This window comes from Clostridium sp. OM02-18AC, from assembly GCF_003481825.1.
Lineage (GTDB): Bacteria > Bacillota > Clostridia > Lachnospirales > Lachnospiraceae > Brotaphodocola.
Map to the genome: position 1 here is coordinate 52,736 of NZ_QULW01000004.1, position 24,849 is coordinate 77,584.

25 protein-coding genes and 1 pseudogene are annotated in these 24,849 nt (G+C 47.4%); all 26 read right to left on the minus strand.

The window, feature by feature from the left end:
• Positions 1-184 precede the first annotated feature (184 nt).
• A complete protein-coding gene (locus DXB18_RS16500) occupies positions 185-2,719 on the minus strand; it encodes an excinuclease ABC subunit UvrA (protein ID WP_182430465.1) in 2,535 nt (844 codons plus the stop codon).
• Between the two features lie 123 nt (positions 2,720-2,842).
• Positions 2,843-4,153 carry an ATP-binding protein gene (locus tag DXB18_RS04135; protein ID WP_118542012.1) on the minus strand — a complete coding sequence of 437 codons (1,311 nt, stop codon included), beginning with the start codon at positions 4,151-4,153 and terminating at the stop codon, positions 2,843-2,845.
• Between the two features lie 310 nt (positions 4,154-4,463).
• The gene (locus tag DXB18_RS04140) at positions 4,464-5,108 is read right to left on the minus strand and encodes a trimeric intracellular cation channel family protein (protein WP_182430466.1); all 645 of its coding nucleotides are present in this window, start codon (positions 5,106-5,108) and stop codon (positions 4,464-4,466) included.
• 126 nt (positions 5,109-5,234) lie between these two features.
• The gene (locus DXB18_RS04145; RefSeq protein ID WP_118706152.1) at positions 5,235-5,765 is read right to left on the minus strand and encodes a hypothetical protein; all 531 of its coding nucleotides are present in this window, start codon (positions 5,763-5,765) and stop codon (positions 5,235-5,237) included.
• A gap of 154 nt (positions 5,766-5,919) precedes the next feature.
• Complete coding sequence (locus DXB18_RS04150; RefSeq protein ID WP_147355219.1) at positions 5,920-6,453, minus strand: hypothetical protein; 534 nt, start codon at positions 6,451-6,453, stop codon at positions 5,920-5,922.
• Between the two features lie 119 nt (positions 6,454-6,572).
• Entirely contained in the window at positions 6,573-7,340 is a 768-nt protein-coding gene (locus DXB18_RS04155; protein WP_118706156.1) for a zinc ribbon domain-containing protein, read from the minus strand.
• 32 nt (positions 7,341-7,372) lie between these two features.
• On the minus strand, positions 7,373-7,555 hold the full coding sequence (locus DXB18_RS04160; RefSeq protein ID WP_118706158.1) for a hypothetical protein: 183 nt from the start codon (positions 7,553-7,555) through the stop codon (positions 7,373-7,375).
• Positions 7,548-8,144: a DUF5714 domain-containing protein gene (locus tag DXB18_RS04165; protein ID WP_243103153.1), complete on the minus strand. Its 597-nt coding sequence runs from the start codon at positions 8,142-8,144 to the stop codon at positions 7,548-7,550. Before DXB18_RS04165 ends, DXB18_RS04160 begins: the two co-directional genes overlap by 8 nt.
• Entirely contained in the window at positions 8,125-8,334 is a 210-nt protein-coding gene (locus tag DXB18_RS04170) for a hypothetical protein (RefSeq protein WP_118706160.1), read from the minus strand. The genes DXB18_RS04165 and DXB18_RS04170 overlap by 20 nt, the downstream gene beginning before the upstream one ends.
• Positions 8,331-9,764: pseudogene (locus DXB18_RS04175) on the minus strand (cation-translocating P-type ATPase); the annotation flags it as partial. The pseudogene DXB18_RS04175 and the gene DXB18_RS04170, both read right to left, overlap by 4 nt.
• Complete coding sequence (locus tag DXB18_RS04180; protein WP_118706164.1) at positions 9,647-10,378, minus strand: recombinase family protein; 732 nt, start codon at positions 10,376-10,378, stop codon at positions 9,647-9,649. The gene DXB18_RS04180 and the pseudogene DXB18_RS04175, both read right to left, overlap by 118 nt.
• A gap of 172 nt (positions 10,379-10,550) precedes the next feature.
• Complete coding sequence (locus tag DXB18_RS04185; protein ID WP_118706166.1) at positions 10,551-12,680, minus strand: transporter substrate-binding domain-containing protein; 2,130 nt, start codon at positions 12,678-12,680, stop codon at positions 10,551-10,553.
• Between the two features lie 182 nt (positions 12,681-12,862).
• A complete protein-coding gene (locus tag DXB18_RS16840; RefSeq protein WP_347560849.1) occupies positions 12,863-13,057 on the minus strand; it encodes a hypothetical protein in 195 nt (64 codons plus the stop codon).
• On the minus strand, positions 13,038-13,574 hold the full coding sequence (locus tag DXB18_RS16845; protein WP_347560850.1) for a hypothetical protein: 537 nt from the start codon (positions 13,572-13,574) through the stop codon (positions 13,038-13,040). Before DXB18_RS16845 ends, DXB18_RS16840 begins: the two co-directional genes overlap by 20 nt.
• Positions 13,575-13,945: 371 nt before the next feature.
• On the minus strand, positions 13,946-15,220 hold the full coding sequence (gene purD, locus DXB18_RS04195; protein ID WP_118706168.1) for a phosphoribosylamine--glycine ligase: 1,275 nt from the start codon (positions 15,218-15,220) through the stop codon (positions 13,946-13,948).
• 139 nt (positions 15,221-15,359) lie between these two features.
• Positions 15,360-15,956, minus strand: a complete 597-nt coding sequence (purN, locus tag DXB18_RS04200; protein ID WP_118541990.1) for a phosphoribosylglycinamide formyltransferase — start codon at positions 15,954-15,956, stop codon at positions 15,360-15,362.
• Positions 15,950-16,981 carry a phosphoribosylformylglycinamidine cyclo-ligase gene (purM, locus tag DXB18_RS04205; protein ID WP_118706170.1) on the minus strand — a complete coding sequence of 344 codons (1,032 nt, stop codon included), beginning with the start codon at positions 16,979-16,981 and terminating at the stop codon, positions 15,950-15,952. Before purM ends, purN begins: the two co-directional genes overlap by 7 nt.
• Positions 16,982-17,105: 124 nt before the next feature.
• On the minus strand, positions 17,106-17,621 hold the full coding sequence (purE, locus tag DXB18_RS04210; protein WP_118541987.1) for a 5-(carboxyamino)imidazole ribonucleotide mutase: 516 nt from the start codon (positions 17,619-17,621) through the stop codon (positions 17,106-17,108).
• Between the two features lie 240 nt (positions 17,622-17,861).
• A complete protein-coding gene (locus DXB18_RS04215) occupies positions 17,862-19,949 on the minus strand; it encodes an aminopeptidase (RefSeq protein WP_118706172.1) in 2,088 nt (695 codons plus the stop codon).
• Between the two features lie 140 nt (positions 19,950-20,089).
• Positions 20,090-20,431, minus strand: coding sequence for a calcium:proton exchanger (locus tag DXB18_RS04220; RefSeq protein WP_118706174.1), 342 nt, complete (start codon positions 20,429-20,431; stop codon positions 20,090-20,092).
• On the minus strand, positions 20,428-20,892 hold the full coding sequence (locus DXB18_RS04225) for a VanZ family protein (protein WP_118706176.1): 465 nt from the start codon (positions 20,890-20,892) through the stop codon (positions 20,428-20,430). Before DXB18_RS04225 ends, DXB18_RS04220 begins: the two co-directional genes overlap by 4 nt.
• A gap of 182 nt (positions 20,893-21,074) precedes the next feature.
• On the minus strand, positions 21,075-21,224 hold the full coding sequence (locus tag DXB18_RS16120; protein WP_182430467.1) for a hypothetical protein: 150 nt from the start codon (positions 21,222-21,224) through the stop codon (positions 21,075-21,077).
• A gap of 11 nt (positions 21,225-21,235) precedes the next feature.
• A complete protein-coding gene (pyrE, locus tag DXB18_RS04230) occupies positions 21,236-21,910 on the minus strand; it encodes an orotate phosphoribosyltransferase (RefSeq protein ID WP_118542114.1) in 675 nt (224 codons plus the stop codon).
• A gap of 108 nt (positions 21,911-22,018) precedes the next feature.
• Positions 22,019-22,921, minus strand: a complete 903-nt coding sequence (locus DXB18_RS04235; RefSeq protein WP_118706178.1) for a dihydroorotate dehydrogenase — start codon at positions 22,919-22,921, stop codon at positions 22,019-22,021.
• A complete protein-coding gene (locus DXB18_RS04240; RefSeq protein WP_118541977.1) occupies positions 22,921-23,700 on the minus strand; it encodes a dihydroorotate dehydrogenase electron transfer subunit in 780 nt (259 codons plus the stop codon). The genes DXB18_RS04235 and DXB18_RS04240 overlap by 1 nt, the downstream gene beginning before the upstream one ends.
• 116 nt (positions 23,701-23,816) lie before the next feature.
• Positions 23,817-24,734, minus strand: coding sequence for an orotidine-5'-phosphate decarboxylase (gene pyrF / locus DXB18_RS04245; RefSeq protein ID WP_118541975.1), 918 nt, complete (start codon positions 24,732-24,734; stop codon positions 23,817-23,819).
• Between the last annotated feature and the right edge of the window lie 115 nt (positions 24,735-24,849).

Consider the following 24,849-nt stretch of genomic DNA (forward strand, 5'->3'; position numbering starts at 1 on the left):
GATGAAGAAATCAAAGGGACCAATTATGCGCAGCATCACGCAAAATTCAATACCGATGATGATGCGCTCGCACTTGGTGTTACAGGGCTGGCGGCGGTTGCGTGGGATTTTCTTTTGAACGAAAAAGTAAGCTGCTCCCACGACTGTATCATACGGGATTTTCAGTCCGGAAACTCCCTACTTACTACAAATATTTTCCCGTTACACTTTCCGCACACGCCTTCACTTTCTCCGGTGTGCCGCACACCACGATCTGACCGCCTTCTTCTCCGCCGCCTGGTCCCATATCGACGACATAGTCGGCATTACGGATCAGATCCAGGTCATGTTCTATGACAATGACGGTCGCACCGCTGTCAATCAGACGCTGAAATACCACAAGAAGCGTCTGTACATCCAGCGGATGCAGGCCGATGGTCGGCTCATCGAAGACAAAGACCGTGTCTGACTGGCCTTTCCCCATCTCACTCGCCAGTTTTAAACGCTGTGCCTCACCGCCGGAAAGACTCGGGGTTGCCTCGCCAAGGGTCAGGTAGCCAAGTCCAAGATCCGAAAGAGTCTGCAGCCGTCTGGACACCAGCTTTAAGTCATCGCATACAGGAAGTGCCTTGTCCACGCTCATGCTCATGAGTTCCGGCAGCGTGCTGGATGTACCATCTTCCCGGACACGATGCACCAGGGAAGCTTCCTTGCTGTAGCGGGAGCCGCCGCAGTCCGGGCAGACAACCTCCACATCCGGCAGAAACTGGATATCCAGGCTGATCGAACCGGTTCCATCGCAGGTCGGGCAGCGCAGCTTTCCTGTATTGTAGGAAAAGTCCCCTGCCTTGTATGTTCCTTTCTTTGCATCCAGCGTTTTCGCATAAATCTTGCGCAGTTCATCGTGGATTCCAGCATAGGTTGCCACGGTAGAACGAATGTTGATACCGATCGGGGTCGCATCGATCAGCTTCACCTGGCTGATGCCCGGAGCCGACACGGCTTTTACATGCGTCGGAAGTGCCTCTCCACGCACCTGCGCCTGCAGACCCGGAATCAGACTTTCCAGGATCAACGTCGTTTTTCCAGAACCGGACACACCGGTTACTGCCGTCAGCCGCCCTTTCGGAATCTTCACGGTCAGTGGCTTTACCGTGTGGATCTGGTCTGTCGTCATCTCTATACTTCCCAGTTCAAACATACTTTCCGATTCTGCTTTTTCGCGCACCAGCATCGATCTGGCACCAGACAAAAAGCCGCCGATCCTGGAATTGGGGTCTGCCGCCACATCCGTGATCGTTCCCTGGGAAATGACGTTTCCGCCCTTCTCTCCGGCTTCCGGTCCCATCTCAATGAGCCAGTCCGCATCTTTTAAGATCTGGGTATCGTGATCAACCAGAACAATCGAATTTCCATCTTCGATCAGATCGCGCATCACACCACGCAGTCCTTCGATATTAGACGGATGCAGACCAATAGACGGCTCGTCCAGCACATAGAGGACTCCGGTTGTACGGTTACGCACCGACCGTGCCAGCTGTACCCGCTGCCGCTCTCCGGTCGAAAGCGTCGATGCTTCCCGGTCCAGAGTCAGATACCCCAACCCCAGTTCCAACAGGCGTACCGCCATTCCGCGGAAGGAATCGCAAATGCTTTCTGCCATGGAAACCATCTCTTTGGGAAGTGTCGCCGGAATGCTGTCCACCCATTTTGAAAGATCTGTCAGCGTCATACGGCAGGTATCTGCCAGCGTGATGCCTTCGATGCGCGGTGCCCTCGCCCGCTCGGAAAGCCGGGAACCACCGCAGGCATGACAGACATCCTGCCGTAAAAACTTCTCGACCCGCTTCATTCCTTTTTCATCGGTCACCTTCGCCAAAGCGTTTTCCACCGTATAAACAGCATTAAAATAAGTAAAATCCATCTCTCCCGCCGCACCGGTCTTGGAATTCTGATACAGCATATGGACCTTCTTCGCCGGTCCATGGAACACGATTTCTTTTTCCTGCTCCGTCAGGTCACGAAACGGCACATCCGTCCGCACGCCTATATCCCGCGCGATATCCTTCATCAGCGACCACATCAGGGTCTGCCACGGCAGCACTGCGCCCTCCTCGATGGAAAGCGAATCATCCGGGACCAGGGTCGATTCATCCACCACCCGGACAATGCCGGTTCCGTCACAGGCCGGACACGCACCGGTGCTGTTAAAGGACAGTTCTTCTGCGGATGGCGGATAGAAATGCTCCCCACACTCCGGGCAGACCAGTTCCAGTCCGGCAGCTACATTCATGGTCGGTTCCAGCCGGTGTCCATTCGGACAAACGTGGCTGGACAGACGCGAAAACATCAGACGAACCACATTGAGCAGTTCCGTCGATGTGCCGAACGTGCTGCGCATGCCCGGCACGCCCGGCCGCTGATGCAGCGCCAGAGCCGCCGGAACATAACGCAGATCATCCACCTGCGCCTTTTCTGCCTGTGTCATACGGCGTCTGGTATAAGTCGAAAGTGCCTCCAGATAACGCCTAGAGCCCTCCGCATATAAAACGCCCAACGCCAGGGAGGATTTTCCCGAGCCGGACACTCCGGCAATCCCCACGATTTTGTGTAAAGGAATATCTACATCAACATTTTTTAAATTATGCACCCGTGCGCCGCGCACCTGAATAGCGGTCGGGGTGCCGTGTTTCCAGTTTGGCTGTGATTCCGGTTGGGAATCGGGTAAATGAGTCGTCATGAAATGTTCTCCTGTATAAAGTTTTATATCCGTAATACATACATTTTTTCGGGCCTGTTTTCGCCCGTTCTTTACACTTTTTCGTCCCTAATTCTATCTATTTTCCACATTTTTTCGGGTCATTCATTTTCCGCACAAAACATTGTCCAAATACTCTGCAAGCATATAAAGCGGCACATTGATCAGCCAGTCTTCTTTCTTATAATTAGCCATACTGCTTCTGATTGCTGTGGTGGGGTGATACTTATCGCAAAATGCTTTTAAACTTTTTGCCCGAAGGTTCTGTTCTGCTTTTATCTCGATTGGGATACAATCAAGATCTCCCTGCAAAATAAAATCAATCTCGCCGGTTGAACGTTCTGTAGCAAAATAATAAAGTGGATATCCGGATGCGTGGAATTCCTGCGCAACATACTGTTCTGTGAGTGCCCTCTTAAACTCTTCAAAAATCCTGCTTCCTTCCAGCAGCAATCTGGCAGATAAACCTGCTTTCGCAGCCAAAAGACCTACATCGAACATAAACATTTTAAAACTATTCATTTCCATGTAAGCGATGAGCGGAATATCCGGTTTGGATACTCTGTAGCTTTTTAAGATTAAGCCAGCATCTTCCAACCACTGAATTGCAAGTTCAAAATCTTTTGCTCTTGCTCCTTCCCGTAATGCTCCATACATGAACTTTCGGTTTTCTTTCGCCAGTTGGGATGGAATAGAATTCCAAACCATCATAATCCGCGGAACCACTTCTTTTGGTGCATGTTTGCTAAAGTCTTCTTCATAATATGTCAGAAGATTCTCCTGTATTTCACGCACTTCATACAAGTCATCTGTATCAATATAAGTCTGAACAACCTCTGGCATTCCACCCACAAAATAATACTTTTTCAGCAAATCCATATATTTTCCGGCATAGGCATTTATTAATTCATAATCCTGTGCCTTTAGTGTTTCATATAATCCGTTTTCTCCAATAGCCAAAAGGAATTCTCTGAAATTCATAGGGGACAATTTCAAAAAATCCACTTTTCCAACCGGAAATGATGTTCCCTGATGCAATGCAACGCCAAGCAGGGAGCCTGCAGCAATAATAGAATACTGCGGTGCATTCTCATAGAAATATTTTAAAGATGCCAATGCCTTCGGTGCTTCTTGAATCTCATCAAAAATAAGCAACGTATTTTCTGCCTGAAAGCTTTTTCCATATTCAATTTTAATCGCTGACAGAATCCGTTTTAAGTCAAAATCTAATTCAAATACATCTTTCATTGCTTTGTTATTATCAAAATTGATATAGACTGTATTTTCATAGAATCTGGCACCAAATTCTTTCATGATCCATGTTTTTCCAACCTGTCTTGCGCCTTGTATGATTAATGGTTTTCGATTTCGTTTCTTCATCCACCGTTCCAGCCGGGCAAATAACTCTCTTTCCATAGAAACCTCCTCATATACAACATATACTTTCCACTCTGATTTATTCTATAATAACATTTTTTCGGATGTTAATCCATATAACAGAACATTTTTTCGGATGTTATTTCGCTTAATTTAACATTTTTACGGACGTTGCTTATTTTTAGTCTACATTTTTGCGGACGTATTTAATATAAATCACACACTCAATGATCAACAGACACTCCACTGATACCTTCTCGATATGCAATTCAACAAAAAACAGAAGCCACATTTTCTTTTTTTCGAATTTGAAAATGTAACTTCTGTTTTTTATTCTCTATTAGCCGCTCTACCGGATCCGCGGCAAATTAAGCTTCAGCTTTGTTGCCAGCATACGGATTCCAAACACCAGTCCGGCTCCAAGCAGCGCCGCCGCGCTCTGCTGCATCCCATGGAGTACGCAAAAGAAATAGCAGGCACTTCCCACAAGCGATGCCACCGCATAGATGTGCTTGGAAATGACCATGGGCATCCGCTGCACCATCATATCCCGGATGATTCCGCCGCCGACCCCGGTGATCATTCCCATGAAAATCGCCAGAAAGAAATTGCGCGGACACCCGGACTGCAGAGTTGCCTGAACCCCGTAAACAGAAAAAATACCTAAACCGATGGAATCCACCACATTGTTCAGACGGTCAAGCAGCTCCGCATGACTGTCATAATAGCTCTTGTGCGTATATGCGATCCAGAATACCGCAAGGGTTGTCATGACCGACAATACGATTTCCGGGTAATTGTAAAAGTTTCCGGATGGCACCATACCAAGAAGCGTGTCCCTCAAAGTTCCTCCCCCAAGTGCGGTGATCAGCCCCAGTAACATCACCCCAAATACATCGACGCCTGCGTCGATCGCGATCATGGCGCCTGATATGGAAAACGCGATAATTCCCGCTATTTCCATTCCCATAAGAATCGTTTGAAAATCTGTCATACCCTGTTCCCTCTCCATGTTTGATTCGTTGTAATTGTTTTATTCCCCTCAATTACAATTCTCTTCTGATTTTACCATGATTATGAGAACAGCGCAGTAATTTTCTTCCAAAAATCAAATCTCCTGTCATACAGGATTTTTTGTCGGGCAAATTTCTATTCGGGAACGCACCATACTTCCAATCTTCCTGAAATACAGAACCGCAGCCAGCACAAGCGAAAGCACATCCGCAACCGGCTGTGCCCAGATCTTTGCCGGAACGTATAAGGCATAATCCAAGGATACACCATTTTCATCATCCTGATAAGAATCCTGCTCGAATTTTCCTTTCGTCGCATCGATCAATTCCTGTTGGGCGTCTGTAAAGACCACCTTCTGATTCATACCACCCCGGTCACCAACACGTGCACCACCCGTATGATTCTCACCATTTTCATTCTGTCCCTGCGGTCCCCTGTCACCTTTCTGTCCCCGGTCACCCTTCTGTCCGTTTTCACCGGCATCCGGTGCTGCATGTTCCTCTGATGCAGCTGTTTGTGTATCACTTTCGGATACCGTCGTTGTTTCTGCTGCGGTCGTCTGACTTGAACCGCATCCTGCCATCAGGGCAGAGACCATAAGCACTGGTAAAAGTTTTGCTGCTAAATTACGTCTCATAATTTTCTCCTCGATTCTGTTATTTTACTTGTTGTCCCAGCAGTGAATCAAAATCTCATGTAAGCATAGGCTCTGATTCACTGCCAATAAAAAATTGAGCAGCAAAAATGCGCGATAAGTTCGGACTTACGCATTCTGCTGCTCAACTTGTGATTTATATTACAAGCAAAATATGTTTATTTTGTGAAAAAAATGATTTTTCTCCAAGCCTCAATTGTTCGCAAAATAGGATGCGATCGTCTCCATTCTGGAAACCTGATCCACATGGGCTTGCCTCCCGGGGTGTAAAACTGCCAATGACGGAATAGTCCTTTTCTTCCGGAGCTGCTTCCAGAAAACCAAGAATCCAGTCTAAATCTGCTTTTCCACGAATCCCTGGCAGAACTGTCAGCACCCCAGTCTTATCCAGGGCATATTGCAGGCACTGATACTCCATAAGCGCCTGACCGAAGGGAGATGTTTTCGCATCCAGAAGCTGCCAGTCCACAGACCGCTTGATGGTATCCATGTTTGTTGTCCAGCCATAGGTACCGGTTTCATAATTGGCTCCAAAATGGATCTGGAAATATGCCTTATCCCGGTTGCCTTTGAGCGCCCGTCCAGAGGCCACAAAAGGCTTTGCCTCAGCGGGTGCCATATCAAAATAATTGATTCCACGCTCCAGTGCATAGTGAATGGTTTCTTCCATTTCCTGTTCACTGGCAGCCTGAATTTTTTCATCTTTTTCTGCACATACATTATAAACAGGGATACAGGATATATCAAATACTTCGTTTCTACACCTCTTTATGCCTGAAAAGCATGAGATCATCTCTTTTTGTATAATACCAGTTCTGGATTTATTCCGTCTTTTTCGTAAGTAGCTATCAGCAGAAAATCCATTCCTGCAAGAACTCCAAAACATCGTTCCCCGCCAAATTCACATTCCAGTTGGTTTCCGAGATACATCTTCTGGTCATCCAGAAATGGAACTGCGTTGCCATTTGGAAGCGGATACGCAAGATTGATATCCTTCCCGACAAGTGCATATAATGTTTCGACTTTCGGCAATCCTTCTATGTGCAGGTCGTTGATTTCCTTCACCAGCTGTTTCTTAAATTCCTCAAACTGTCCGTGATCACTGAGTTTCTCATATCGTTTCCAGTAATCCAGCGTCGGAAGCAGTTCTTTCATATAAGCCCGTGCCTGCTCCTCTGTAAAATTCTCACTTACCATATGTTTCACGCAGACATTGATCAGGTCATCCATATTATGGTAGATATAGGTTCCATCGGCATAACACCATTTGCAGTAATCCTCATTTAGATCGCCGTCCTGGTCCCGGCCGATGACAGAATCGTCGTAAAGCGGCATCCCGCAGCACTGGCAGATCAGCTCTCTTGGTTCCCCCAAAAGGGTATTGATCGACACATCGAATTCCCTGGACAAAAGTTTTAAGGTTTCCGTATTCGGAATGGTTTCCCCGTTTTCCCAGCGCGATACCGCCTGCCTTGTTACCATAATTTTTCCGGCCAACTCGTCCTGCGACATTCCTTTCTGGGTACGAAGCTTGTAAATAATATTTTTTGTTTCCACGCGCAATCACTCCTTCCACATTCCATTTTATCTTACCGGGTTTGTGGAAGCAAGCAACCGGCAGTTGCCTTCATCGCATCAATTAGAACCAGGATTTTCTTCCTGATTTCTTCCATAATAATCTGAAACTCGGCATCACTTTTTCCAGTCGGATCTTCCAGTCCCCAGTTATCGTCGAACGGTCTGCCGATAAACGCTACTTTCTTCTTATTCATAAAACGGACACCTTTCTTTGATACATTGCTCATTCCGGTCGGTGAATTCACATTTCTGAGATTCATATTGTAACGTGACACCATAATGCTGATTGACATACGCAATCCCGTTCTTAAATGCGATCATTGCGTCACGTTTGCAGCATCGCGGACCATTTACCGCACCTAATTCTCCGATTGCCTTTGATACAAATTGCATATGATCTCCCCAGGTTCCGTCGGTTGAGAGCGGTCCAGTCCCATCAATGATAGAAAGCGCAGCACCGATTGAGGTGATGGCACCACAGATTCCCCATAATCCGCACATAGCTCCCGGCATCCGGAGTCCCTCTGCCATAAGTTTGTCCAAAGCCTGGTCAATGTCGATGTCTCCGCCTGCATTTTTATAAGCAACCAGCAGACTGGCTCCGTCCAGAATATGATGCTCTGGCCCGTGCATGCTGATATAATCTTTTTCCGCAATGTCCTTAAAAATCCGGAGCGGACTGGTTCCCAGCTCTTGTTTGATATCTTTTACAATGCATTCCGCTTTTTCTTTTATCGTCATAATTTCACCCTTATAGTTTCCTTTACACATTCTGTCTGCCATACTCTTTCCGCGATTTTTTGCTTCTGCAGAAGCAGAAGTAATTTTCCAAAACAGCTACAATGACCATCCCCCCAGTGTTGCCTTTCGTACCAACATTATAACATGGGGAACGTACCTTTTCTTTTATCAGATAATAAAGTCCAAATCCAAAAATTAATAATCCAATCAGCAGTCCAACAATTTTCGTCATCTCATGTTCCTCCATTTTAACAGCAACGCTGAATTTGTAATTACAAGGACAGATCCTGCATTATGCACCAGTGCTCCGACAACCGGGTCAAGCGTGCCCATGATTGCCAGAATGATGGCTATGAAATTCAGTCCCATGGAAAATGACATATTGATTTTTATCGTTGTCATCATTCTTTTAGAAAGTGCCAATAAATGCGGAAATTCCTTTACCTCATCATCCACCAGGGCGATATCTGCCGCATCCACAGCAATGTCACTTCCGACACCGCCCATAGCAATACCGACATCAGCTGCTTTTAAGACTGGTGCATCATTGATTCCATCCCCGATCATACAGACAGCTTCCTGCCTGTTCTGATATTCATTTATGTATTTTAATTTATCCTCTGAAAGACAGTTTGCATGAACCTCAAAGATACCAAGCTGGTCGGCAATGGCCGCAGCAGCTTTTTCATTATCACCGGTAAGAAGTACCGGCTGTACATTTAATGCTGTTAATGCCTTTATTGTGCCTGCACTTTCACTTCGTATTGTATCAGACAGCACAATACAACCGGTATAAATACCGTCTAAAGCCAGATAAATAACCGTACAGCTCTGATTAATATATTCTTCTGCCTGCGTTATCATTTTCGGTGAAATGGTTATATTATTTTCAGTTAGCATAGCTTTGTTTCCTGCAAGCAAACGATAACCTTCCACTTTTGCCGACACACCTCTGCCCGGTATCATCTTAAAATCCGAAGCTTCCGGAATTTTTGAAGAGTATTCGCTTGTGAAGCATCTGACAATTGCTTTTCCCAGTGGATGCTCCGATGAAGCTTCCGCTGCAGCACAGATTGCAGCCATAATTGCAGTAGGGGTAGCCAGTACAAGAGCACAAGGACAGAAAACAACCAGAATTGTCACTGCACGTATGATTTTTCCTGTGATAAGCCATGTAAGCACAGCTGCGCTGAGAGCAATCACGACAATCCATGTCGCCCATCGGTCAGCGATCCCCACAATCTTTGCTTTTCCTGCATCTGCTGACTGAACAAGGCGTATCATTCTCTGTATGGAACTATCTTCACCAACTTTTGTTGCAAGCATCTCAAAAGCACCACACTGATTTACTGTACCGGAAGAAACCTCATCACCTACCGTCTTATCAACCGGAAGTGATTCTCCTGTCATAACGGCCTGATTGACAGATGTCTGCCCGGAAATAATCATTCCATCCACCGGAACCGTTTCGCCCGGCAACACCTTCAGTACATCATGAAGCTTTACTTCCTGTGCAGATATTACAGATTCCTTTCCATCTACAATCACACGTGCAGTCTGCGGTGTGAGATGTACCAGTTTCTCAATACCGGCTCTTGCCTTCGCAACTGTAAGTTCTTCCAAAAGTCCTCCAAGCTGCATGATAAAAGCAACTTCACCACTCGTGCGTTCTCTGCTACCGCATTCTGCGTAAGTTCAACCGTCACAGCGATTTCCTCCTGCAGGGCATCACGCTTGGCTTCCAGTTCAGAATTATCGCAAAGCATCTTTCGTATCATTTCTGTGTTGGCAATGATCTCGTCCTTCTCGGTAATCAGCCGGTTCAGTGCTTTTATAAAATATTCCTTGATTTCGTACTCCGTCAGGTGCGGAGTGGAGCAGCCTGTCTTGTTTCGGAATTTATTATTGCACTGGCAGATGATGCGGCGATACTTGTCATTGGAATGACACACCTTGGAACCATACCAGCCGCCGCATTCCGCACACTGCACCTTGGTAGAGAAAATGCTGACTCCGCTGTAGCGTTCTTTCCCTTTATTTCGCTTTGCAATTTCAGCCTGCACCAATTCAAAAATCTGCGGATCAATAATTGCCTCATGGTTATTTTCTACATAATACTGCGGCACTTCGCCTTCATTAGTTTTCGTCTTCTTCGTCAGAAAATCTACTGTGTAGGACTTCTGCAGCAGAACATCGCCCTTGTATTTTTCATTAGTAAGAATACTCCGCACCGTTGACTGGTTCCACTTACTGTGACCTCCGTTCCGAGGGTGCATATCGAGTTGTCTGTCCTCTACTGGGAAAGGACAAAAGGTCACGCTTTAAGAACCGAAAGGCAAAAAAATAATGCCCACCAAGGATTTGACTCCTCGATGGGCATTGCTTCTATACCAGTTATTCAGCCTGTTAAGTTTTTTGTCACGATGTGACCATCTTCATAAAATGCACTTACGCTTTTTTGTAATTCGCCACTACACCCAGCAGTTTTTTCTCATCAATCGGCTTGGAAATATGCCCGTTCATGCCTGCTTCCTCCGTTTTCTTTCTGTCCTCCGTGAAGGCATTTGCTGTAACAGCAATGATGGGAATGTTCTGTGCATCCTTTCTGGCCAGACTGCGAATCGTTCTGGTGGCCTCTATACCATCCATAACTGGCATCATGATATCCATAAGGATTACATCATAGTAGCTCTCTCTTGCGCTGCTGAAGATTTCCACTGCCTGCTTTCCGTCTGCTGCAGTCTCGACTTCTGCCCCGGCCTCTTCTAAGATGCACTGTGTAATTTCACGGTTCAGATCATTATCTTCCACCACAAGCAAGTGCATCCCCTGAAGATCTCCGATCTTATCATCTTTTTCTTCCTGCCCCTTCGGTGAAACACCAATTTCAAACGGCAACGTAACCGTAAAGGTTGTCCCCTTCCCCAGAACACTATCCACCTGAATGGTGCCTTGCATTGCATCTACAAGTTCATGGACAATTGCCATTCCAAGACCGGTTCCCTTATACTTTGTGCGTGCTGTTTTATGTTCCTGCGTAAAAGGTTTATACAGGTTATTCTCGATAAAGTCCCGACTCATTCCGATACCATCGTCCTGCACCTTTATCTCTAAAACAGTACTATTTTCGCTGTTTCCATCTATTTCCGAAACGATTGTCTGTACATGTCCGTTCTCTTTCGAATATTTGATTGCATTGCTGAGGAGATTGAGCAGTATTCTGCGAAAATGCATCACACTTCCGATGAGAAAGCGATGCTGAACCTGGTCATCCCGGATGATTAAATCTATGTTTCCCTCCTGCAGCTTACCTATCACAATTGCCTGCACATTCTCTAACTCCTCGTCCAGAGAAAAAGCAACATGCTCCAATTCAATTTCTCTGCTTTCCAGTTTGCTCATATCCAGAACATCATTGAGCATGGACTGAAGATGACCGGATGCAATATCTATATTATCCAAACATTCCTTAATACGCTGTGGATTCGTAATATTCTTTCGAATGATCCCTGACATTCCCACGATTCCATTTAACGGTGTTCGAACATCATGAGACATATGGGAAAGAAAGTCAGACTTTGCACGATTGGCACGCTCTGCCTTTACGTTAGAATCTTCCAGATTCTTCTGGTAAACCAGGAGTTCTTTAATATGCCGCTCCTGACTGCTTGCATACATCCGAAACACTGCGGAAATAATCAAAAGCAGAATAACTGACATGACTGAAATAATATAGAACGCCTGATTATTCTCCAACACATAATCGAGAGTGTGATTTCGTGTGAAATCTATAATCCATTTCGTTTTCAGCTTGTACAGTGTTCCATCCTCAGCCATGGCCTGCAGGGCTGTATTCAGCTTGACCTGCAGTTCCGGATTGGTATCCTTTACGGCGATTGACGGAAAGCTCTTCATAATGGATGCGCCCCTTACCAAATCCAGATTGCTGTTTTCAATGATTTTTTCTCCGACTGCACTATGGCAGATGGCAAAATCAACCTCTCCGTTTTCCACAGCCTGAAGGATTTCCGTGTTTGTATTGTACTCCACATATTCACATTGCAAATCAAAAAGTCCTATGATTACGGAGCGTGCCATAATGGAAACCCGTTTACCAGAAAGCGCAGCAGCACTTAGTGCCTTTTGTTTGCCAAACATACACAATTCATCTGATGCCATTGGAATCGTATGCAGCGTCCCTTTCATGTTGGAGAATATTTCCAGCCCAAGAAGGACATCTGCCTCTCCGCTTTCCAATTTCGCTCTACAGCCAAGCCAATTGTCTGTCAGAAACACTGGTTTCATTTCCAGTTGATTCGCAAGCTCTGTCATAATTTCAATATATAGCCCGGACAATTCGCCCTTGCTGTTGATATATGTGTTTGGGCAAAAATCATAGTCCGTGGCGATTCGCAACTCTGGGACATCTTTACCTGTATACTTGGCCGTTACTTCTACTTTCGGTTCTGGTGAAAAAACACCCATTTGAACAATTGTAAAGCCCACAATAATGGCAGTTACAATTACGGTAATCACAAGCAACAGCCGATAGATCACCTTTGCTACATTATCTTTCATATGTGTTTTTAATATCTCCTTTGTATGAGATTCCTGATACCTATAAAATCACGAATATAGTATATCTTTCGTAGAAGTCACCGTCAATCTTTAACTTCTCATAATTGCTCATAATTGCAAAAAAATAATGCCCACCAAGGAACTGACTCCTCGATGGGCATTACTGCTGTGTGGTTATTCAGTTATCTGAGCAGTTCATTGACACGCTTCTGCACTGCGGAACAATCATAGCCTGCCGCTGTCAGCTTCTGCTTTCTCTCTGCTCCGTTGCCCCATTTACCCTGAATCACTTCACGAGCAATAGCATCTACGGATTTCTTTGCTGTGGCAGTCGGATAGACCTGCTTGCCGTTTGCATCAAAAAACGGCATAACCATTGTTATTGTCGGCACATTTCTTAGCATTATCCGGGCTCTTGAACGCACCTTCCTGCGTTTTTGCATCTGCCCAGGACTTACGCACACGATAAAGTCTCGCTGCCGGATCAGATGGTGTAACAGTGCTGTCGCCAAGATTGGCTGTAACCTTCGCCGCCAGTTCGCCGAGCCTTGCATAGAGCCAGTTGCCGGGGCAGCTTTTATTTGCAAACCAGCGATGTACCGTCAGTACCATTTCATCAGACTTCGGTGCGTAGTTCAGCGTCTTTGTCTTGTCTCCAAGCCACAGGAGCTTTTCCTTTCCGTTTCGTTTGCAAATGTCGGTACAAAGCTTTACGAGGGAATCGTAGACCGCACTGTTCATCGCATACGGCTCGGACATATCGCTGGCGCATTCGATAGTGACGGCACGCTGATGAACAGAAACGGCTGATGAAAGCCATCCGGGCTTATCTGGAATAAGCCAGTCTGCCGCTGCCAGCAGATGCCCGGCAGTTATTCCCATTCTCTTTATCATAGGAAGAAATCTCCTCTCGTGCCGAAAGGTTCTGTTTTTCTGCCGCATCTTACGCGGATTTTGTCGAATTGTGTCAATCGAAAAAGATTTCCCTGTTTTATTAAATGTGTTATATTGTTCTAAAGAACAACAAATAATTCTTTATAAGTAGTACACTTATGGAACAAAACGAAACACTAAATGCACCTGGCCACACGGTACAGGAATTTCATTTTATCCACCTTGAATAAAATGAACTAGCTAAAAGTACTGAATTTCGAACCTCTATTTCCTTTTTAATAATAAAAACAGCCCATTTTGCGTCATCCTGTTTCCGTTATCATAGCTTATTTCCGATTGGAATAATAATTGACACCATAGTCAGCGTCGAGTCACACTTCATCAATTGCCTTTCCAATATCATGTCTCATATACTTATTATCAAAATCAATCCACTCGGTTGCCTTGTACGCATTGGCCCGGGCTTCTTTTAAGTTGCTTCCGGTTGCGGTCACGCCGAGTACGCGTCCGCCGTTGGTTACAACACGTCCCTGCTCATCGAACTTGCTTCCTGCATGGAAGACATAGTAGCCGTCTTTGTCTTTGAAGTTCTCTAAGCCGCAGATCTCAAATCCTTTTTCGTAGTGCTCCGGGTAGCCGTTGGATGCCAGGACTACGCAGACTGCAGCGTTGTCCTCGAACTCCAGGTTGATCTGGTCCAGAGTGCCGTCGATGCAGGCTTCAAACAGGTCGACCAGGTCATTCTTCATGCGCGGAAGTACGACCTGGGTCTCCGGGTCACCGAAACGGGCGTTGTATTCGAGTACCTTCGGACCGTCTGCAGTCAGCATCAGGCCAAAGAAGATGATTCCCTTAAATTCTCTGCCCTCTGCTGCCATGGCATCGACCGTTTTCTGGTAAATATGCTCTTTGCAGAATGCGTCAACCTCCGGAGTATAGAACGGGCTCGGGGAGAAGGTTCCCATGCCGCCGGTGTTCAGTCCCTGGTCGCCATCCTTGGCACGCTTGTGGTCCTGTGCGGAAGTCATGATCTTGATGGTCTTTCCGTCTACAAAGGATAAAACAGATACTTCACGACCGGTCATAAATTCCTCGATGACAATCTCATCGCCTGCGGAACCGAACTGCTTGTCCATCATCAGGGTCTTGACACCTGCTTTCGCTTCTTCCAAGTCCTTACAGATCAGAACACCCTTGCCCAGTGCCAGGCCGTCTGCCTTTAATACGATCGGCATCTTTGCAGTCTCCAGATAAGCGAGTGCTTTTTCCGGGTCATTGAAGGTTTCATAAGCTGCGGTCGGAATGCCATATTTTTTCATCAGGTCTTTAGAGAATGCCTTGGAGCCTTCCAGGATCGCTGCGTTAGCCCTCGGACCAAATGCACGCAGACCTGCTGCCTCGAACGCATCGACCGCACCTGCTGCCAGCGGATCATCCGGCGCTACCACGGTCAGATCGATGGCATGTTCTTTTGCAAATACCACCAGCTTATCAAACTCCATGACACCGATATTGACACACTCTGCCACCTCGGCAATGCCTGCATTGCCCGGTGCACAATACAATTTCTCAACCTTCGGGCTCTTTGCCAGCTTCCATGCGATGGCGTGCTCTCTTCCGCCGCCCCCTACGATCAAAATCTTCATTTGCATATTCCTCCTTTTACCATTCCTGGTCATTGCCTGCATTTTGCGTAAACAACAACTCTTTTTCTCTATGCGTTCTCATCGCCAGGCAAACCGCAGACAGACCGGAATCCCACCGGTCTGCCCTTATCGTTCGTTTTTATTTTATCTTTCCGTTTGCGATCAGGTCAATGGCCTGCGGCAGTAGCTTCCACTCTGCCTGCTCCATGACTCTGCGCTGCAATACCTCCGGCGTATCGCCGTCCTGCACCTCGACTGCCTTCTGCAGGATGATCGGGCCGGTATCCATACCACTGTCCACAAAATGAACGGTCGCGCCCGTCACTTTTACACCGCGTGCCAGTGCTGCCTCATGTACCTTCAGACCGTAATAACCAACGCCGCAGAAGGACGGGATCAGGGACGGATGGATATTGATGATCTTATGCTCATATTTTTCGATCATCGCAGCCGGGATCTTTACCAGGAAACCAGCCAGCACGATCAGGTCCAGATGATACTCATCTACCTTCGCCAGAAATGCCTCGTTAAATGCTTCCCGGCTCTCATAGTCCTTCGGGGAGATGCACAGGGCTTCCACACCATGCTTCTTTGCGCGCTCCAGCGCATAAGCGCCCGGATTGTTGCTGATGACCACTGCGATCTCGGCATTGGTGATCGTTCCTGCATCCACTGCATCCAGGATTGCCTGTAAGTTGGTGCCGCCGCCGGACACCATTACACCGACTCTTAACATAAAGTCACTCCCTTTTCGCCTTCCTCAATGGAACCGATCACATACGGTACATCTCCGGTTGCCTTGATTGCTTCCATGGTCTTCTCCACGTCAGCCGGATCCACTGCCACGATCATACCGATACCCATGTTGAAGGTGTTGTACATCATGGTTTCTTCGATCTCGCCCTTGTCTGCCAGCATCTTGAAGATGGCCGGTACCTCATAGCTGTCCTTCCTGATGACTGCGCGGGTTCCTTCTTTTAACATACGCGGAACGTTCTCATAAAATCCGCCGCCAGTGATGTGGCTGCAGGCTTTTACAGTCACACCTGCGTTCTTCACGCTCTTTAATGCCTTTACATAGATACGGGTCGGTGCCAGAAGAGCCTCACCCAGAGTCTTTCCGAGAGAATCGTAATAAGTATTCAGCCCTTCTTTGGTCAGCTCCTTCTCAAATACCTTGCGCACCAGGGAGAAACCGTTGGAATGAACGCCGGTGGATGCCATGCCGATCAGCACATCGCCAGCCTTTAAGTGCTCGCCGGTGATCATCTCTTTCTTATCGCAGACACCAACTGCAAAACCAGCCAGATCGTAGTCCTCCTCCGGCATCAGTCCCGGATGCTCTGCGGTCTCGCCGCCGATCAGTGCAGCCTCAGACTGCAGGCAGCCCTCTGCAACACCCTTTACGATATCCGCGATCTTCTCCGGATAGTTCTTGCCGCAGGCAATATAGTCCAGGAAGAATAACGGCTCGCCGCCTGCGCAGGCAATGTCATTCACGCACATAGCCACGGCATCGATACCGATGGTGTCATGCTTATCCATGATGATCGCCAACTTTACCTTGGTACCGCAGCCATCGGTTCCGGATAAGAGCACCGGCTCCTCCATGTTTTTGATCTTTGCCAGGGAGAATGCGCCGGAAAAACCGCCCAGACCGCCTAACACTTCCTCACGCATGGTCTTTTTTACATGCTCTTTCATCAACTCTACAGACTTGTATCCTGCTTCAATGTCAACTCCGGCTTTCTTGTAATCCATCTTCTTTTCCTCCATATCGTATGGGTTTTGTGGTTGTATCGTTCTGATAACGGACTTTGCCAATCTGAAATGTGAAGCATCGGCAAAATCCTGTTGTTGGACACCCTTGTGAACAGTAACGGTTTTACTTCATCTGTGCCAGATACTCTTTGTATCCAATGCTCTCTAACTTGTCTGCCTTCTTCACGACATCATTCTTCATATCCTCACTGTAGTTTTTCAGCTTCTGAAGAAGCTCTGCGTCAGAAGTTGCCAGGATCTTTGCTGCCAGAATGCCGGCATTGGCTCCACCGTTAATCGCTACGGTCGCTACCGGGATTCCGGACGGCATCTGTACGATCGAATACAGGGAGTCCACACCGCCGAGGTCGGAGGTTTTCATAGGAATACCTACAACCGGCATCGGGAACAGTGCTGCACACATCCCCGGCAGATGTGCTGCTTTTCCGGCACCTGCAATGATCACCTTGATTCCCTTTTCCTCTGCGCTCTTCGCCCACTCAAAAAAGATGTCCGGCTCGCGGTGTGCGGAAATGATCGTCATCTCATAATCAATTCCGAACTTATCCAGGATTTCTGCCGCCTTCGCCATGATCGGCATATCTGAATCACTGCCCATTACAATTCCTACTTTCGCCATTGTAAGTTCTCCTTTTTCAATTTATTATTATAATTAATAAATACATATCTTGTTTGAATCACTACTTATAATATAATACTGTATTTTCCATACGCAGTCAATATAGAAAAATTGATGTTTTTATAATTTATTCCTTTTGCACCAGATTCGCTGCCACATAAATGCAAAACCGACTGCTGCAGGCTCCACACCCACAACAGCCGGTCTCAAATAATGCTATTTTTTCAGTACATAGCATTTTTACACAGTTGCGTTCAGCTCTTCATTCAGTTTTTCCGTTCCCGTTACAACAAACCGTCCGTTTCGGATCACCGGAAGCTTCCGTCCATCGCTGCAGACTACCGTGATGTCGCCCAGCTCAGAATACGGGATCGTGATATCGGTATGACAGCCAAAGTAAGCCTTGGATACATCTTCCTTGCGCAGCAGGGAGATTTCGTTATCCCGGGCAATGATCTCTTTTCCATCCGGATTGTATACCGCAGAATCCTCGCTCCAGCTATAGCAGGTATCTCCTACCGCAAAATGCGGTCCGGTCTTCTCCGCGATCAGGATCGGGAACTTATCCATAATATTGTATTTCTTTGCCACTGCATATGCCGTGGTATTGGTTCCGATCGCGAACTCGCCCATTGGAAGGGTATCGTGATTCTTTAAGATCTGCTGGCGGATCAGCTTTTTGCCCTCTTCCGGGTCTGCGAAGTTATCGCAGGAATAATCGGTGATTTTTCCGTTCTTGAATTCCATGCGGAAGTTTTTAAACTGGAAGTCACCAATGTAGACCTGGCTCACATGAAGCAGACCTTCTGTTCCAGCTAATACCGGGGAAGTGAAAACCTCTCCCACCGGAATATTCACATCGGCTACACAATTCTCAAAGTTTGTCTGCTTTGCTGGGTCGGTCAGGGTATGCAGGGAAATCTTCATATGGGTCTCATTGCCGGTCTCTGCATTTCCCGTTACCGTCACATACGCTGCCTGATCCAGTACATCCACCAGATTCTGCTGGATCTTTTTGTACTCCTCGTAATCCAGCGTATTGATGCGGATCGTCTCATGGAAGATCTCCGCAAAATCCGTTCCGATCGCCGGAACCGGGAACGCGATGATGGTGAAGCTGGTCTCATCTCCCGGAATGTACTGGTTCACGACCGGCATCGCCTCGTTGGAATAAGCGATCTGCAGCTCTTCCTGTTTTTCACTCAAAGCATAGGCCTCTGGCTTGTTCTTCGGCTCAAAACCATCCTCACCAAAAGTCTCCACTACAGCCGGTCCTGCATACGCTGCTGCTTTTGCTTTGCAATTCTCATATGCGGTGCGCAGTACGGCAAGCTTACGCTCCTTAAAGGCCTTATCCAGATAAATAGCCTGGTCGTAGCGGTGATCGTAGTCAAACTGCATATTAGCAGAGGTGCCATGGTAACCAATCTTACGGTTCGGACTCATGGTCACGGACCAGACTGCCGCACGATAAAGAATCACTTCCAGTCCCATCTCCTCAAACTGGCGGATCGCAGCGCGGATCATGCGCTCAAAGCCCAGCTCATAGCGGATGGAAACGGTCTTTTTCTTAGAAAGGTCACGCCCCATCACCTCAAAGCCCTTGCGGTATCCTTCTGTGTAGGTCGATGCCATCTTCTCGATGGTCTCCTCCGGCAGGGAATTCAGATACGAAGCGATCTGCAGCTCAGAATCAGAAATATACTCACCAAAGCGGTACAGATAACGCAGATCATTTAAGTCTGACTCCATGATGATGTCCTTCGCAAAGCTTAAATCCGGGTCCAGCTGCTCACGGATTCGGTAGGTCAGCGTAACATCGGTATAGTCGCTGAAAAACCAGTACAGCACATCCCGCACCTGACGCGCCTGCGGGATTCCATCCTCAAACATGTTATAAATCTCAATGAGAGTTTCACATAAAATCGTGATATCCGTCAGTCTGCATTCATACGCAAAGACGATCGCAGCCCGGAACTGCGCATAAAATGCAGATAAAAGCGGGCCCAAGTCTGCCCCCAGCATCCGCACGGCAAATGCCGGATCCGCATAGCTTTCCTCATAATGCTCTGGAAGAATATCCGCATAGAGACTATGATTCATCTTCTGAAGCTCCAGAAGACTCAGGCTGTCGAGATCCTCGCGAAGCTGCATTCTTGCCAGTTCTTCGATCTGGGCTGTAAATGCTGCCATCTGGTTAAAGTAAGCACGGTACGGCTCTGCAACCCGGTTTTCTGCCGGGATCTCCAGAATCCGCTCCATGACCAGGTCATAGCGCTCTGTTATATTTGTATTTTCTTCGTTCCATAATTCCTGATATTTTACCATAAATTCATTGTCCTTTCCTGAGACTTTTTACTTTCAGCCCCATGAAATATTTCGCTGCTGTTCCTGCACTGCGCAAACAGCAATAGAATTTTGCCGGTCCTTTCCATTCCAGACGGATAAAATCTGCTGCCTCAATCGTATCATAGGATCGTTACGATTCCGATCACCAGCATTCCCAGCCAGCAAAACAATAAAATCCCGCCTGCGATGGTTCCGATCCGGGCCAGGATATCGTTGATTTCCTTCATCTTTAACGTTTTCACTCCACAGATAACAGACTCCACGGAAAACAACAGGCTGGTCAGTGCCCAGGCTGCCACATCCGGACCGCCACTCCCCTGGTTTCCGATACTGCGTCCCAGACTAAAGCAAAAACAAAACAGACCGATCGCCGCAAATCCAAGACAGAAAAAGCTCTGCTTTGGAATTGGTTTCCGGATATAGGATATGCGTTTTTTTCTATTTTTCATCGGCTTTTTCATCGGCGTCTTCTCCTTTTTATCCGAATCTTCTGAATCGTCCAGTGACTTAAAAAGCCAAGCGCACCACCGAGTGTATTTAAAAACAGATCATCCACATCGAAGCTTCCGACTTTGAAGATCAGCTGCGTCGTCTCGATGCAGAGGCTTAAACAGAAACCGAATAAAATCGTATTGTACCACTTTTTGCTTCTGCGGCTGATGATCGGCAGAAAAAATCCACACGGCATAAATCCTACTACGTTACCTACAATATTTAAAAGGAATGCTTCCATTCCCAGTTGTTTTCGATATTTATAAAAGCGCTTGATTTCCTTGAACAGCTCCAGATTGTACGCATAATCGCGCTGCTCCGGATTGCGTCCAAAGGACTCCGCAAAAAACATAAAATAAACCAGCAAGGCCAGGTAAGCGATGAAAAGCACCCATCCCAGCTTCTGATTCCTGGTCGTATTTCTGATCATAATTCTAGTAAAACTCCTTTTTATTTCCCAATGCCAAATTCACCAGAAACGCTCTAAGCACTTCCTTTTGCGCCATGATACCACAGGCAAACTTTTTATTCCACATGGTACCCTGCAAGCAAAGGGGCAGTCTCCGCCCGAAACCTGTTGCAGAAACTGCCGCCCCTGTATCTTTTTGAACATTAAAATGTGATCTCGCCCTTGCGCTTTAACAGCAGTCCGCCGCAGACAATGGACATAATGCCCACGGTCACGCCGGTCACGAGCATGATGATTCCCACTGCAATGCTGCAGGCGCCGGTGCGCTGCATTGTCTTATATACCTTTTCCATAATATGACTCCTTACTCTGCACCATACTGCTCATAGTAAGCATCGATTGCTGCCTTTAAGGTATCGTCGATGATGACTTTTCCCTTGTAAGGCTTGTTGTAGAGATGCTCTACAACATCTGCCATGGTTACAATCGCGGTGGTCTTGAAGCCGTACTTCTCTTCAATTTCCTTCAGTGCAGACTTGGTTCCCTTTCCGCGCTCCATACGGTCTACGGAAACAACCAGACCAAGCACATCGACATCGCCCTGTGCCTTGATGATCGGCAGAGTCTCCTCGATGGAGGTACCGGCAGTGGTTACGTCTTCGATGATCACAACCTTGTCGCCGTCTTTGATCGGGCTGCCGAGCAGGATGCCCTTATCGCCGTGATCCTTTACTTCTTTCCGGTTGGAGCAATAACGAATGTCTGCGTCATACAGCTCGCTGATAGACATGGTCGCTGCAACAGTCAGCGGAATGCCCTTGTAAGCCGGTCCGAACAGAACATCAAAATCAGTTCCGAAGGTATCCTTGATAGCCTGTGCATAGTACTGACCCAGGCGGCGCAGCTGTGCGCCGGTACGGTAAAAGCCGGTATTGACAAAGAACGGGGTCTTGCGGCCGGACTTGGTTACGAAATCACCAAATTTCAGCACTTCGCAGTCGATCATAAATTCAATAAATTCTTTCTTGTAATCTTCCATGATATTCTCCTTTTGTTCCGCCCTTTCCGGCAGAATCTTTTTCATAGCTGATTCTTTCCGGCGGATGTTTTTCTCATTCCAGCCATCCACTGGGATTCTGGATCTGTTCTATTTCACACATCGGATCAGTTCCCGGATGTCTTCTACATTCTGTTTCTTCATAAAGGCTTCGATGCCTTCTGCGATCTCTACCGTTGCGTACGGATTATAGAAGTTTGCAGTTCCCACGGAAACTGCAGTCGCGCCAGCCATGATAAACTCCAGCGCATCCTCTGCCGTCGCGATGCCGCCCATGCCGATAATTGGCAGACTTACCGCATTGGCTACCTGGTAAACCATGCGCACGGCCACCGGCTTGACTGCCGGGCCGGACATACCGCCGGTCTTGTTGGCGATTGCAAATGCCCTGCGGTTGATATCGATCTTCATACCGGTCAGGGTGTTGATAAGGGAGAGCACATCGGCACCGCCTGCCTCTGCTGCCTTCGCCATAACGGTAATGTCTGTTACGTTTGGACTCAGCTTCATGATAACCGGCTGCTTCGCGTGCTTCTTCACTTCTCTGGTGATGGCTTCCACTGCCTTCGGATCCTGTCCGAATGCAATGCCGCCTTCCTTTACGTTCGGGCAGGAAATGTTGATCTCCAAGAGATCCACCGGTTCATCGCCCAGCCGCTCTACGACTTCAATATAATCTTCCGTGGTCTTTCCGCAAACATTCACGATGATCTTTGTGTCGTACTGCTTTAAAAACGGGATATCGCGCTTTACAAATACGTCGATGCCCGGATTCTGCAGGCCGATCGCATTCAGCATGCCGCCATAAACCTCTGCGATACGCGGGGTCGGGTTACCCGGCCACGGCACATTCGCCACACCCTTGGTCACAACTGCGCCAAGGCGGCTTAAATCAACAAATTCACTGTACTCTGCTCCGCTTCCGAAGGTTCCGGATGCTGTCATGACCGGATTTTTCAATTCCACACCGGCAAGATTTACTTTGGTATTCATTACAGCTCCACCTCCTCAGCAGCAAAGACCGGACCGTCCTTGCAGATACGCTTATTGTGTACGTGGGAATGATCGTCTACCTCTTTGGACTTGCAGACGCAGGCGAGACATGCACCGATTCCGCAGGCCATCTTCTCCTCTAAGGAGAGCCAGCACTCGATGCCGTTCTCTTCCGCATACGCCTTCAGTGCACGCAGCATCGGAGTCGGTCCGCAGGCATAGATCACATCTGCATTCAGTCCGTTTGCCTTGATGGCATCGATGACGTTGCCCTTTGTTCCGGCGCTGCCATCTTCGGTTGCCACATAAACCTTACCGTACTGTTCAAATTCCTCGTTTAAGAATAACACATCGCGGTAACCAAGCACCATCTGCTTTTCGCAGTTTAAGTTCTTTGCCAGCTCCAGCATAGGCGGGATTCCGATACCACCGCCGATGAGAAATGCCTTTTTCTCCTTTAACGGGAAACCATTTCCGAGCGGTCCCATGATCTCGATGTCGTCCCCTGCCTGGTATGCAGAAAACTCTTTGGTTCCGGCCCCTACCACGCGGTACACGATGCGCAGTCTGCCTTGCTCCTTATCGATCTCACAAAGACTGATCGGACGCGGAAGCACCTTACTTTTGTCTTTCGTGTATACAGAGATAAACTGCCCCGGCTTTGCCGCTTTCGCGATTTTCTCTGCCTGGATCCACATGCTGCAGATATCATCCGTCAAAGCTTCCTGGCTGACCACCTTAGCCGTCAGCTTTACCTTTTCTTTCTGAATTGTTTCCATTTTCCCCTACTCCTCTGTTCTCGCAAAATCTCATTCTGCTTTTCAGAAAGCTTTCTGCCCCAAAATCTCTGTTACCGTCCAGATCATCCACGCAGAAAGCATTCCTCCTTCCGCACCTACAGTACGCTGTTGATATCAGCAACCATATCGATAACAGCCTGTCTGGATGCCTCTGCGAAATGCTCTGCGCCAAACTTTGCGTATTTCTCCTGGCGGTATGCCGCAATAATACCACGGGAGGAGTTTACGACTGCACCAAGTCCGTCTTCATTGAAGCAGTGTCTTAAATCTTTTGCGGTGCCGCCCTGAGCGCCATAGCCCGGAACCAGGAAGTAGGTCTTCGGCATAAGCTTTCTGAGCACTGCACTCATCTCCGGATAGGTTGCGCCGACTACTGCACCGACATTGCTGTAGTTACCGTCCATGGACATCTCGCCCCACTCAACGACCTTTGCAGCCACATGCTCATAAAGCGGCTTGCCGTCAATGAGTCTGTCCTGGAACTCGCCGCTGGATGGGTTGGAAGTCTTTACCAGAACAAAAATTCCCTTGTCATCGGAATTGCAGACATCGACAAACGGTTTTACGCCGTCAGTTCCCAGATACGGGTTTACCGTAAGGAAATCGGTGTTGAATGCGGAACAGATGCTGTTTCCAACCTTCACCTTGCCCAGATGTGCAGTCGCGTAGGCTGCGGAAGTAGAACCAATATCACCGCGCTTTGCGTCACCGATCACTACAAGACCTTTTTCCTGGCAATACTTTACGGTCTTGTCATACACGTTCAGTCCCTCGATGCCGAACTGCTCGTACATAGCAATCTGCGGTTTCACGGACGGGATCAGGTCCCAGGTGTGATCCACGATCTCCTTGTTAAAATTCCAGATGGCGTCTGCAGCGCCTTCCAACGTCTCCCCGAATTCTCCGAAGGACTTCTTTAAAATGTGCTCCGGAATGTAGTTTAACATCGGGTCCAATCCCACACAGATCGGTGCCTTTGTCTTCTGAATCTTTTCAATCAGCTTCTGAATCATGGCTTCCTCCTTAAGTGTATGCATAGCGCATTGCTATTCTTTTTTATACTTCATTTAAATATACCATATCCCCAAACCCCTTTCAACCGGAAAAGCACGACATTATATTTGTTTT